The sequence below is a fragment of the Delftia sp. ZNC0008 genome, from assembly GCF_000799035.1.
In the GTDB taxonomy this organism is placed as follows: domain Bacteria; phylum Pseudomonadota; class Gammaproteobacteria; order Burkholderiales; family Burkholderiaceae_C; genus Comamonas; species Comamonas tsuruhatensis.
Map to the genome: position 1 here is coordinate 1 of NZ_JTKZ01000064.1, position 11,717 is coordinate 11,717.

Consider the following 11,717-nt stretch of genomic DNA (forward strand, 5'->3'; position numbering starts at 1 on the left):
GTCGCCGAGGTGGCGGCCACCTCCTGCCTCAAGCAGTCCGAAGGCTTCACGCGGCTGTGGCCCAGCATGGTCACGGTCCTGGGCTACGCGCTGGCCTTCTACTTCCTGTCGCTGACGCCCTGGGATTTCTGGTGCCCGACAACGTGGCCGAGGATGTGGCGGCCGGCCGCCTGCTCTGGCGGCCCCTGCACGATGCAGGAGCACAGCTGCCAAGCTGTCTGTACCAGCGCATCGGCTACACCAGGGCGGCCGCCATGCGCCTGTTTCTGGACGAGCTGGAGCGCGTGGCCGACGAGATGCGCGCCGGCTTCGAGACCGGCGTGTCCTGGTCGCTCAAGGATATGGCGACCTGAGCGACCCTGACCACCTGAGTGACCTGAACGATCGGCTGCGGGGCGTCAGACGCCCCGGGCGCGCTCGGCCTTGAAGCGTGCGCGCATTTCAGTGAAGTTGCCCGCCTCCAGCGCATTGCGCACTTCCTGCATCAGGTTCAGGTAGTAGTGCAGGTTGTGGATGGTGGTGAGCATGGGGCCCAGCATCTCGCCGCAGCGGTCCAGATGGTGCAGGTAGGCGCGCGAGAAGCCGTCGCGTCCGCCTTGCTCCCAGCTCACGCCGCTGGCACCGGCGCAGGCGTGGCAGGTGCAGCTGGGGTCCAGCGGCTGGTGGTCGGTCTTGTGGCGGGCATTGCGGATCTTCAGGTCGCCATAGCGCGTGAAGATGGTGCCGTTGCGCGCATTGCGCGTGGGCATGACGCAGTCGAACATGTCCACGCCGTCGGCCACGCCCTGCACCAGGTCCTCGGGCGTGCCCACGCCCATCAGGTAGCGCGGCTTGTGGGCCGGCAGGCGGTGCGGCGTGTGGGCCATGATGGCCAGCATCTCGTCCTTGGGCTCGCCCACCGAGACGCCGCCCACGGCGTAGCCGGGGAAGTCCATCTCGACCAGGGCCTGCAGCGATTCCTCGCGCAGGTTCTCGTACATGCCGCCCTGCACGATACCGAACAGCGCGTTGGGGTTGCCCAGGCGCTGGAATTCGTCGCTGGAGCGCTTGGCCCAGCGGCGGCTCATCTCCATGCTCTTGCGTGCCTCGGCCTCGGTGGTCTTGTGGCCGTTGGTCTCGTAGGGCGTGCATTCGTCCAGCTGCATGACGATGTCCGAGTTCAGGATCGTCTGGATCTGCATGCTGACTTCGGGCGACATGAACAGCTTGTCGCCATTGACCGGGCTGGCGAAGTGCACGCCTTCCTCGGTGATCTTGCGCATGGCGCCCAGGCTCCAGACCTGAAAGCCCCCCGAGTCGGTGAGGATGGGCTTGTCCCACTTCTCGAAGCCGTGCAGGCCGCCGAAGCTCTGCATGATGTCCAGCCCCGGGCGCATCCACAGGTGGAAGGTGTTGCCCAGGATGATCTGCGCGCCCATCTCCTGCAGGCTGCGCGGCATCACGCCCTTGACGGTGCCATAGGTGCCCACGGGCATGAAGATGGGTGTCTGCACCACGCCGTGGTTGAGCGTGAGCTGGCCGCGGCGCGCGTGGCTGGAGGGATCGGTCTTGAGCAGGTCGAATTGCAGCATAGCCCTCCATTGTCCCAGATGGCCGCATGCGCGTGTCGGACGCGCCGCGACTGTCCCCGGAGCCCGTCCGGCTTAGCCGGCCCGCGTCTACACTGGGGTGGTTGCGATTCGCCAGCTACAAAAAAGGAGGTCTGCATGCTGAAGATCATGATTGCCGTCGACGGGTCCGAGCCCTCGCTGGATGCCGTGCACCACGCCATCTCCCTGGTGCGCCAGGGCCTTCAGGCGCATTTCGTGCTGGCCCATGTGCAGCAGGAGGCCTCGCTGTTCGAGCTGGCCACGCAGGACTCGGACATGATCGCCGCCGCCAGCGTGGACGCCGGTATGCACCTGGTGGCGCCGGCCGTGGCCCTGGTGCGGGCTGCCGGCATTTCCTACGAGGTGGAGATCGGCCTGGGCGAGCCCGCCGCCGCGCTGGCCGACATTGCCGAGAGCACGGGCTGCGAGCAGATCATCATCGGCGCGCTGGGCCAGGGCGGCCTGCGGCGCGTGCTGATCGGCTCGGTCTCGCGCGAGGTGGCGCGCAACAGCCGGCTGCCGGTGACCATCGTCAAGCATGCCGAGCCGCGCGATGAAGATGAGGAGCAGGACCTGAGTCCCGAGTGAGGCCGCGCCGGGCAGGCGCGCGGGCCTTCAGGCAGCCCGCCGCTGCTGGCCCTGATGGCTCTGGTGCCGGCCTGCATGGGCGCCGTAAGCTCCGTAGGCGCCGTGGGCACCATGAGCGTGCGAATGCGCGTGGGGCTGCAGCTTGCCGTGCGGCAGGCTGGCCAGGCGCTGGAACATGCGGCGGCAGTAGCCGCGTATGCCCAGGCATTTGTTGATCTCATCCACCGGCAGGGGCCCGGAGACCACGACGATGCTGTCGGCCTGGTCCCAGTCGCCGGCCGCGCGCAGCCGCCGGCGCGTGCACAGCGCCCAGGCATGGATGCGCGTGGGCGAGCCATGCTCATGGACCTGGCCCGTGACCAGGTCGAAGGCAATGGCCACCAGCTCGGTCCTGAGCCGGCAGCGGCGCTCGCCCGTGATGGCACTGGGCGTCTCGCGCATGTCGTACAGGCAGTAACTGCCGGCCTTGAGCTGGTATTGCAAATCCATGGCGGACCTCCGCGGTTCGTTCTGGGGCGGGTTCCGGGCCTGCCTGCAAAGGCCCGGGGCATCGGCGCATTCTGACGCATGGCCCCGGCCGCTGGCAATGCAGCCAGCGGGGCGGGGCTTCCCCGCGAAGGGCAAGCGGCAAAGCGTGCCCGCGAGGGCCGGCCTTCTAGAAGTCCAGAAGGCTGAAGCCCACGCTGAGCACGGTGCGCTTGTAGTTGTAATCGATCAGGCTGTCACCGTATCCGCTGAAAAGCTGGACATGCAGGCGCAAATTGCTCTTGCCACCGTTCCATCCTTCGCCTAGGGTGCGCAGCCATTCGACGCGGCCGGAGCCGCGGCCCTGGCCCAGCGAGCCGCGCGCAGTGAAGCCCAGATAGTTCTGCGCATTGACGTTCCAGCCCAGTTTCACCTCGCCCCGGCCTATGTAGTCCTGGATGCGCGGGTTGTCGTCGTGCTCGGCGCTTTCGCGGATGCGCTGCCAGGCTTTGGCGTGCAGCTGCCAGCGGTTGTCCAGCTCGAAGCCGGTCATCAGATACCAGCGGTTCCAGCTGCGCGACAGCGGATCGCTCTGGCCGTTGGACTGGTGCACCAGTCCCACGCCGCTGTAGCGCCAGCGCCAGCCGAAGGGCAGCCGGGCATCGGTGGGGTAGACGTAGAAGATCTCGGGCTCGTGGTCCGTGTTGCGGAAGGGCCGCGAGATGGCGGGGCTGAACAGCTGCCAGTACGACTGCTGGGTGTAGCCGACCCACAGCGAGTCCTTGCCCGCCGAGGTGCTGCCGGTCAGCAGGCCCTGGGCGACCTTGGTGCGCACGGACAGCTGCACGCGCATTTCCTCGGTCTTGTAGGGCTGCGACTGTGCAGGGTCCTTGCCGGGCGTGGTGGGCTGCCGGTTGACATGGTCGGCCGTCACCACGGACACGGACATGGGCCGGTAGCCGCGGAAGCTGAAGGTGCCGCAGTCGCTGCCCGGTTCCAGCTCGTAGTAGCGCGACAGCTCGCTGTAGCGCGGGTCGCGGCAGCCGCCATTGGTGGGGGTGGTGGGCAGCGCCAGGCCCTGGCCGCTGTCGGCCGTCACCACGGGGGCGGGCGTGGGCAGGGCGCCAGGATCGGCTGCGGCGCTGGCGGCCGGAGCACTCCAGCCGGTGGCTGGCGGCGCGGTCAGCGGTTGCTGCTGCTGTGCCCAGGTGTCGAAGCAGGCCAGGCGAGACTGGTTGTCCGTGGTGGCGGCGCACTGGCGCCAGGCGTCCTCGGACAGGGGGCGGGGCGCGGTCTGCGCCTGGGCGCCGAGCCAGGGCGTGGCGCCCAGGCCCATGGCCAGGGCCCACTGCAGGGGTGTCGGCGTGCGGCTTGGGCGCTTGCGGCGATCCAGGTGTGGAGGATTCGTCATGGCAGGGGTCCGGTGATGGAAGGAGCGAAGAGTAAGGGGTAATGAGTGAAGAGGCAGCAGGGGGCTCGTGTGCAGGCTCGGGGGCCGGTCAGGGCGCGAGCTTGCGCAGCACGAAGGGCCGGGGCGCGGCATCCTCGCCTTCGAGGTAGTTGCCGCGGATCTCGCGGGCGCAGCTGCCTTCGACGACATCGCCCAGCCAGGTGGCGGTGATGCGCTTGCCGTCGGCGCTTTCTTCCAGCGTGATGTGGTCATCGGCCACGTCGCCGACCATGGGCCGGGTGTCTGCGCCGCGCGCGATCGTGCCCTTGACGTTGCCCTTCCACTGGGGGTGCGGCCCCAGCTGCAGGCGCACGGGCCGGGCCTGGCCTTCGACCGTGCCGGTCCACTCGCCCTGCAGCTGGCTGTCCTTCATTTCCTCGCCCTCGGGGCATGAGAGAGGGGACTGTGCGGAGGTTGTGCGGGCGGCCTTGGGTGCGGCCTTGGCCTGGGCGGTGGACTGTGGGGTGGCCTGGGCAGTGGGCTGCAAGGCGGTGCTGGAGCAGGCGGCGGTCACGGCCACCAGCGCCAGGCTGAGAACGGGGCGGTAAAAACGCATGCGGTGTCTTTCGGGGAATCAGGAGTCGGCGGGCGTGGACTGCTGCGCCTTGAGCGCGAACTCGGCGCGCAGCTGGCGCAGCTTCTCGCGCGGGTCCTCGCGCGAGGTGGCGGCGTCCAGGCCCATTTCCTTGATGAAGCGGCTGGGCAGGGTGGAGACCATCTCGCGGCCCTTCTTGCGGCGCTTGGTCCAGCTCACGGCCAGCGATCGCCGGGCGCGCGTGATGCCCACGTACATGAGGCGGCGCTCTTCCTGCAGGCGCTGGGCGGTCTCGTCGCTGACCTTTTGCTGGCGGCCATCGTCGTCGTCGAGCTTGAAGGGCAGCATGCCCTCGGTCACGCCGACCAGCATCACATGCGGCCACTCCAGGCCCTTGGAGGCGTGCAGCGTGGACAGGATGACCATGTCCTGCTCCTTCTCGCGCTCGCTGATGGTGGACAGCAGGGCGATGTTGCGCGCCACCTCCAGCAGGCTCTTGACCTCGGTGTGCGTGGTCGTTCCCGCCGCATCCTCGATCTGGCCGCCGGCGCGCTGGGCCATCCAGTCGCAGAACTCCAGCACGTTGCTCCATCGCGCGGCGGCCACCGATTCGCTGTCCTCGCTGTCGTAGAGGTACTGCTCGTAGCCGATCTCCTTGAGCCAGTCGAGCATGAAGCCGCGCGACTGCTCGGCGCCCAGCGTGTGGCGGGCGCGGTATTCGAGGTCGTTGATGTAGCGGCCGAACTCCAGCAGGCTGTCATGCGCCTTCTTGGGCAGGGCCGCTTCCAGCATGTGCGCGAACAGGGCGCCGAACATGCTGAGCTTGTGCTGCGAGGAAAACTCGCCCAGCTTGCCCAGCGTGGTGTGGCCTATGCCGCGCTTGGGTGTGCCGATGGCGCGCAGGAAGGCGGGGTCGTCGTCGTTGTTGATCCACAGCCGGAACCAGGCGCACAGGTCCTTGATCTCGGCGCGGTCGAAGAAGCTGGTGCCGCCCGAGACCTTGTAGGGAATGTTGGCCTTGCGCAAGGCCTTCTCGAAGGGCTTGGCCTGGTGGTTGGCGCGGTAGAGGATGGCGAAATCCTTCCAGTCCGGCGGCGGGTTGCTGGCCGCGCGCAGGCTCTGGATGCGGGCCACGGCGCGCTCGGCCTCGTGCTCCTCGGTGTCGCAGTCCACGATGCGCACGGGCTCGCCTTCGCCCAGCTCCGAGAACAGCGTCTTCGGATAGAGCTTGGGGTTGGGCTGGATCACGTTGTTGGCCGCACGCAGGATGGCCGAGGTGGAGCGGTAGTTCTGCTCCAGCTTGATCACCTTGAGCTGCGGGAACTCCACCGGCAGCTTCTTGAGGTTGTCCAGCGTGGCGCCGCGCCAGCCGTAGATGCTCTGGTCGTCGTCGCCCACGGCCGTGAAGTGGGCCCGGCTGCCCACCAGCAGCTTGAGCAGCTCGTACTGCGTGGCGTTGGTGTCCTGGTATTCGTCTACCAGCACATGGCCCAGCAGGCGCTGCCATTTCTCGCGCACCTCGGCGTGGTTCTTGAGCAGGCGCATGGGCATGCCGATCAGGTCGTCGAAGTCCACGCTCTGGTAGGCGGTCAGGCGCTCTTCGTAGCGCTGCATGATCAGCGCCGTGCTGCGTTCGTTGTCGTCCTGGGCCATGGCCAGGGCCTTGCGGCTGTCCCAGCCGGCGTTCTTCCAGTTGCTGATGGTCCATTGCCACTGGCGCGCCGTGGCCAGGTCGGTGGTGCCGCCCGAGCAGTCCTTGAGGATGCCCGTCACGTCGTCGGCATCCAGGATGCTGAACTGGGGCTTGAGGCCCAGCACATGGCCGTCCTCGCGCACCATGCGCACGCCCAGGGCGTGGAAGGTGCAGACCAGCACATCCTTGGCCTGTCGGCCGATGAGGCCGGCCGCGCGCTCGCGCATTTCGGCCGCTGCCTTGTTGGTGAAGGTGATGGCAGCGATGCGCCGTGGCGCCATGCCCGTCTCGATCAGGCGTCCGATCTTGTGCGTGATCACGCGTGTCTTGCCCGAGCCCGCGCCGGCCAGGACCAGGCAGGGGCCTTCGGTGTAGTGGACGGCCTGGAGCTGGGCCAGATTGAGTCCTGCGGACATGGGTGCGTTGCGCGGGGAAAGGCGTGAAAGTGAGGGAAGCGGGAGCATACCGCTTCGGGGGTCGGGGCCGTCCGGGCAGGTGTAAGCACCCTTGGAATTCGGCGACAAATCTCGCGACCCGCGGGGAGCTGTCTGTGGCTGTACAGCCACCGATAGAAAAGTTCACATTGATGGGTGTGATCGTTGAGCGAAAACTATCGAAAATATCAGTGCTCGCCTATATTTGCTCCAGGCGACCTCGATCTGTTCATTTCCCGCTGCTATCCGGGGAGGCGTTGAAGTTGGCTCGCACTACCGATGAGATTGGCCTGGCTGCCGAGCTGTGGTCGCCGCTGCTCAAGCAGCGTTTTGAGACATTGTTTGCCGTGGCGTCCCGCAAGTCGCTGCGCGGCTGGCGGCAGGTGCCCCTGGTCAGCGCCCAGGTGCTGGTGGTGGACGGCAGCCTGCCCGTGCCCGAGGCGGCCGGATGGCTGCCTTGCGTGGTCTATGTGGGCGGTGTGCCCCAGGGGCAGCACCTGGAACGCACGCCCCAGCGCCTGGCCACCTATCTGGATCTGGATTTCACGCTCTCCGACCTGATCGACATGCTGGACCGGGCCGCCGTCTTTCTCATGGACTGGACGGTGCGCCAGCAGGTGGCGTCCTCGCAGACCCTGGTGCGCGCCCTGGATGACCTTCGGCAGCAGGCTGAGGGCTGCCGCTACCAATTCCGGCTCAAGGCATGGGTGGCGCTGCCCGCGCCCTGGAACAGTGCCGAATCCCTGCGGGCCCTGGCCATGCTGTGCCGTGGCCCGATGGATGTGGCCACACTGTGCGAGCACAGCGGCATGGCGCCTGCCGCCGTGGCCGAGCTGCTGCGCCACCCCCGGCTGCGCGGCACTCTCGATTGCAGCCTGAGGCCGGCCCGTGCGGACGGTCCAACGCCGCTGGGCGGCCACCGCGCGCAGGCGCACGGGGCTGCCACTGCCGTGGCGCCAGGCCTGTCGCGCCAGTGGGTGCAGCGGCTGACCGGCTGGATACGCCGCGGAGGGCAGGCATGAGCATGTGGATGAGCGACCAGCCCGGTGCGGGACTGGTGCGGGTGAGCCTGATCGGCCCCATGGGCATCGGCAAGACCACGGCGCTGCGCAGCCTGTGCGGAGCGCTGATGGCCGCAACGGATGTGCCCAATCTCGACCGGGCCGCCCATTCCAAGGAGTTCACCACCGTGGGCGCGGAGTTCGGCGAGATCGATCTGGGCGAGGGAATGCGGCTGCAGCTGGTGGGCAGCCCGGGCCAGGACCGCTTCGACTTCGTGCGCCGCTGGGTGCTCAATGCTTCGGTGGGCGTGCTGCTGATGGTGGATGTGGGCGATGCCTCGGCGCCGGACTATGCCGCGCAGCTCCTGTCCGAGATCGCCACCCTGGAGGTCGAACCCCAGGTGCTTCTGCTCAGTTGCCGTGACGCCAGCGAACAACAGCAGGAGGCGTTCAGCACCGCCTTGGCCGATCGAGGTCGCGGTATAGTGCCTGTCATCCAGGCGGACCCCCGTGACCGGCAGCAGTTGCTGGATGCGCTGGGGGTGCTCGTTTCCTTGCTTTCCTTGCAAAGTCAGGCATGAAGACACCAACGCATCCCCAGATTTCCTCCACCGTGATCGAAGCTGGCCAAGTTGCACTCAATCGCGTGGTGGCGCCTCTTGAGGGCGTGCATATCGCCTTGCTGTGCACGCCCGATGGTTTCGAGATCACGGCCCTGCGGGTCAAGAGCGAGCTGCCGACGGAGCGCCTGTCTGCCATGGCGGGCTCGCTGATGGCCATGGCAAAGGCCGTGGCCGCCGAGATAGGCCACAAGTCCTGCCACCGCCTGACCTTCGAGACCGAACTGGGTACCGTCCTTTTCCAGGCCGTCGGCGGCAGCCACCCGGCCATCCTGTGCATGGTGGTCGATCAAAGCGCCTTGCTGGGACGTGCGCTGTGGGCCGCGGGCGAAGTGGCCGGCGATCTGTCCCGTCTCTGACCCCCGTATCCGATTCAAGAGTTTTCTCCCCCGAGGAGCGGGCGCGATGAGTCCATCGCATCGCCTGCCCTTGCTATTTGAAAGAGGTGGCATATGGCTTCGATACATGATTCTCTGAACGGCCTGCTGGGCATCGATGGCGCCCTGTGCGCAGCCCTGGTGGACAGCACCAGCGGCATGCTGATGGGCAGCGCGGGCTCCGGCCTCGACATGGAGCTGGCCGCCGCCGGCAACACGGAGGTGGTGCGCGCCAAGCTCAAGACCATGCGCATGCTCAAGCTGGACGATGCCATCGACGACATCCTGATCACCCTGACCCACCAGTACCACGTCATCCGGCCCGTGGCCGCCCATGAAGGCGTGTTCTTCTACCTGGTGCTGGACAAGAGCCGCTCCAACCTGGCGCTGGCCCGCCGCAAGGTGCAGGAGATCGAAAAGGACCTGGCACTCTGAGAGCGCCCGCGCTCTTGCCGCCAGACCTGCCGGAGACGGATTCCGGCAGGTTTTTTTTCGCCCGCCGTCACCGGTGCGCCACGGGCGCGCAGCGTACGCGCCGGCTTGCTGCCAGAATCGCCGCGTGCTGTCCGTCCTGCTGATCACCTTCCCCTTCTTCGCTCTCGTGGCCTGCGGCTTCGCAGCCACCTGGCGTGGCGTGCTGCCGCAGGCGGCGATACCGGGGCTCAACGCCTTCGTGCTGTATTTCGCGCTGCCCTGCATGCTGTTTCGCTTTGGCGCGCAGACGCCGATCGCGCAACTGCTGGATGTGGGCGTCTCCGTGGTCTACCTGCTGTGCGCGCTGCTGATGGTGGGCGCCACCGTGGCGCTCACGCTGCGGGGCGTGGGCTGGAACGATGCGGCCTTCGGCGCACTGGTGGCCGCCTTCCCCAATACCGGCTTCATGGGCGTGCCCATGCTGGTGGCGCTGCTGGGTGAGCGTGCGGCGGGCCCGGTCATCGTCACCATGGCCATCGACATGGTGGTGACCACCTCGCTGTGCATTGCGCTGTCGCGCCTTGGAATGCCGGGCGGGCACGGTGTGACGGTGGCATTGCGCCGCGCGCTGGCGGGCATGGCCTCCAACCCCATGCCCTGGTCCATCGTGCTGGGCGCAGTGGCGTCGGCGGCGGGCTGGACGCTGCCCGGCCCCATCGACCGCACCGTGGCCATGCTGGCGGGCGCGGCCTCGCCCGTGGCGCTGTTCACCATAGGCGCTGTGCTGGCGCGCTCGCAGATGAACAGCCATGAGCGCGTGGCCGCGCGCGACTACGTGCCCATCGCGCTGGCCAAGCTGCTGGTCCATCCGCTGCTGGTCTGGGCCGTGGCCCGCGCGGCCATGGCGCTGGGCCTGCCGCTGGGTGAGGAGGCCTTCGTGGCCCTGGTGCTGCTGGCCGCACTGCCCAGCGCCAGCAATGTCTCGCTGCTGACCGAGCGCTTCGGTGCGCATGGCGGGCGGGTGGCCCGCATCATCCTGGTGTCCACGGTGCTGGCCTTCCTGAGCTTCTCGGGTGCCGTGGCGTTGATGACCTGAGCAGGTCCGAGCGGCAGGACTGGGCAGGCCCGGTCAGTCCAGGCCTGTCGGCAGGCTGGCGCTCTCTACAATCGCGCCCATGTTTTTTCACCACCTCGACGGGATTGCATGAAACCCTCCCCCTCTGCCCCGGCCGGCGCCCCCACGGGCGCGGGCCTGCTCTGGATGGTGACGCTGGCCTGCCTGCTCTGGGCCCTGGTGTCCTGGCTGGCCAATGGCAACCTGGACGGCTACCACGACATGCTGGAGAACTATGCCTGGTCCCAGCCGCTGCAGCTGGGCACGCACAAGCACCCGCCGTTCTTCGCCTGGGTGGTCGGCCTGTGGTTCATGGTGTTTCCGCAGAACGACGCCTTCTACCGCCTGCTGTCCTATGCCAATGTGGGCGTGGGCCTGTGGGGTGTCTATGTGCTGGGCCGGCGCCTGGGGCTGGCGCGCCTGGCGCCGCTGGGGGCGCTGCTGCTGCTGTGGTGCTTCCCGTATACGACGCTGGCCGGCAAGTTCAACGCCAACAGCCAGCTGCTGTCCCTGTGGCCCTGGGCGGCGGCCCTGCTGCTGGCCAGCTGGCAGGAAAAGGGTGTGCGGGGCCTGGCCTTCAGCGTGGCCCTGGGCGTGGTCTCGGCCGCCTGCATGCTCAGCAAGTACTACAGCGGCGTGTTCCTGGCCGGCTTTCTGCTGCCCATCCTCCTGGTTCGCGAAGGTCGCCAGTGGCTGCTCACTCCCAGGCCCTATGTGGCGCTGGCAGCCTTTGGCCTGGCGCTGGCACCGCATGTGGCCTGGATTGCCCACCACCAGTGGGTGACGCTGGGCTATGCCATGGACCAGGGCGGCGGGCAGGTGGTGTGGGGCTATGTGCTGCGCTTTGCGCTGGCGCCCATCTTCTACTGGCTGCCGGCCTGGCTGGCCGTGTGCCTGGTGTATGGCTTCATGCAGGCCCGCCAGCAAGGCGGTGGCTGGCTGCGCTGGAGCGCGCGCTTTCTGCGCCGCAGCTGGGCCTGGCAGGGGCGGGGCGACACCTTGTTCTGGCTGGCCCTCATGCCCTGGCTGACGACGCTGGGCTTTGGTGCCACCGGCGTGGTGGAGCTGTCCACGCCCTGGGCCATTCCCATCGGCTATGCCTTCGTGCTGCTGTGGCTGCGCAACCTGGACGCCGAGGCGCCTGCCGCGACGCAGGCCGCCCTGGCCGCGCTGCGCCGCGCCTGGTGGCCCAGCCTGGCCGTGGTGCTGGTGATTGGCGTGGCCGCGGGTTGGGGCAATGCGCGCAAGAGCAGCTCCGACTACTACCGGCCCGCGGCCGATGCGGCCCAGGCCATCGTGCTGTCCTGGAACCAGCGCCACCCGGAGCAGCCGCTGCAGTGGGTGGGCGGCGACTGGGCGGAAAACGCCATGCTCTCCTTCTATGCACAGCCGCATCTGCGCACCATCCCCGGCCTGCCCGACAGCGAATATACGCGG

General features: G+C 68.0%; 13 protein-coding genes and 1 pseudogene. 9 read left to right on the forward strand and 5 right to left on the reverse strand.

The annotated features are described in order from the left end of the window. A pseudogene (locus tag L995_RS32705) lies at positions 1 to 117 on the forward strand (DMT family transporter); the annotation flags it as partial. Between the two features lie 14 nt (positions 118 to 131). Beyond that, positions 132 to 353, forward strand: coding sequence for a hypothetical protein (locus L995_RS31625; RefSeq protein ID WP_047468608.1), 222 nt, complete (start codon positions 132 to 134; stop codon positions 351 to 353). A 45-nt stretch (positions 354 to 398) separates the two neighbouring features. Here L995_RS31625 and tgt read toward each other — a convergent pair whose 3' ends face one another. After that, positions 399 to 1,571 (reverse strand): tRNA guanosine(34) transglycosylase Tgt, encoded by a 1,173-nt coding sequence (tgt, locus tag L995_RS01990; RefSeq protein WP_016450366.1) that lies wholly within the window; start codon positions 1,569 to 1,571, stop codon positions 399 to 401. A 135-nt stretch (positions 1,572 to 1,706) separates the two neighbouring features. On the opposite strand from tgt, the gene L995_RS01995 reads away from it, so the two are divergent. Further along, positions 1,707 to 2,177: a universal stress protein gene (locus tag L995_RS01995; protein WP_016450367.1), complete on the forward strand. Its 471-nt coding sequence runs from the start codon at positions 1,707 to 1,709 to the stop codon at positions 2,175 to 2,177. A gap of 27 nt (positions 2,178 to 2,204) precedes the next feature. Here the strand turns inward: L995_RS01995 and L995_RS02000 are convergent, their stop codons facing one another. From L995_RS02000 to L995_RS02015, 4 genes are all read right to left on the reverse strand, one after another. Continuing rightward, positions 2,205 to 2,666 carry a hypothetical protein gene (locus L995_RS02000; protein WP_026062676.1) on the reverse strand — a complete coding sequence of 154 codons (462 nt, stop codon included), beginning with the start codon at positions 2,664 to 2,666 and terminating at the stop codon, positions 2,205 to 2,207. A 166-nt stretch (positions 2,667 to 2,832) separates the two neighbouring features. Then, positions 2,833 to 4,053: a phospholipase A gene (locus tag L995_RS02005; protein WP_016450369.1), complete on the reverse strand. Its 1,221-nt coding sequence runs from the start codon at positions 4,051 to 4,053 to the stop codon at positions 2,833 to 2,835. Between the two features lie 88 nt (positions 4,054 to 4,141). Further along, positions 4,142 to 4,648, reverse strand: coding sequence for a hypothetical protein (locus L995_RS02010; protein WP_047327008.1), 507 nt, complete (start codon positions 4,646 to 4,648; stop codon positions 4,142 to 4,144). 18 nt (positions 4,649 to 4,666) lie between these two features. After that, positions 4,667 to 6,736, reverse strand: a complete 2,070-nt coding sequence (locus L995_RS02015; RefSeq protein ID WP_016450371.1) for an ATP-dependent helicase — start codon at positions 6,734 to 6,736, stop codon at positions 4,667 to 4,669. Between the two features lie 281 nt (positions 6,737 to 7,017). Here L995_RS02015 and L995_RS02020 point away from each other — a divergent pair, with 281 nt between their 5' ends. The 6 genes from L995_RS02020 to L995_RS02045 all read left to right on the forward strand — a co-directional run. Continuing rightward, positions 7,018 to 7,776 carry a hypothetical protein gene (locus L995_RS02020; RefSeq protein ID WP_047468618.1) on the forward strand — a complete coding sequence of 253 codons (759 nt, stop codon included), beginning with the start codon at positions 7,018 to 7,020 and terminating at the stop codon, positions 7,774 to 7,776. Beyond that, a complete protein-coding gene (locus L995_RS02025; RefSeq protein ID WP_016450373.1) occupies positions 7,773 to 8,336 on the forward strand; it encodes a GTP-binding protein in 564 nt (187 codons plus the stop codon). Before L995_RS02020 ends, L995_RS02025 begins: the two co-directional genes overlap by 4 nt. Beyond that, positions 8,333 to 8,734: a roadblock/LC7 domain-containing protein gene (locus L995_RS02030; protein WP_016450374.1), complete on the forward strand. Its 402-nt coding sequence runs from the start codon at positions 8,333 to 8,335 to the stop codon at positions 8,732 to 8,734. The genes L995_RS02025 and L995_RS02030 overlap by 4 nt, the downstream gene beginning before the upstream one ends. 93 nt (positions 8,735 to 8,827) lie before the next feature. Then, positions 8,828 to 9,187, forward strand: a complete 360-nt coding sequence (locus L995_RS02035) for a hypothetical protein (protein ID WP_016450375.1) — start codon at positions 8,828 to 8,830, stop codon at positions 9,185 to 9,187. 124 nt (positions 9,188 to 9,311) lie between these two features. Further along, positions 9,312 to 10,262: an AEC family transporter gene (locus L995_RS02040; RefSeq protein ID WP_047468612.1), complete on the forward strand. Its 951-nt coding sequence runs from the start codon at positions 9,312 to 9,314 to the stop codon at positions 10,260 to 10,262. A 108-nt stretch (positions 10,263 to 10,370) separates the two neighbouring features. Further along, positions 10,371 to 11,717, forward strand: a 1,347-nt coding sequence (locus L995_RS02045) for a glycosyltransferase family 39 protein (RefSeq protein WP_047468615.1), incomplete at its 3' end; no start/stop codon positions are given.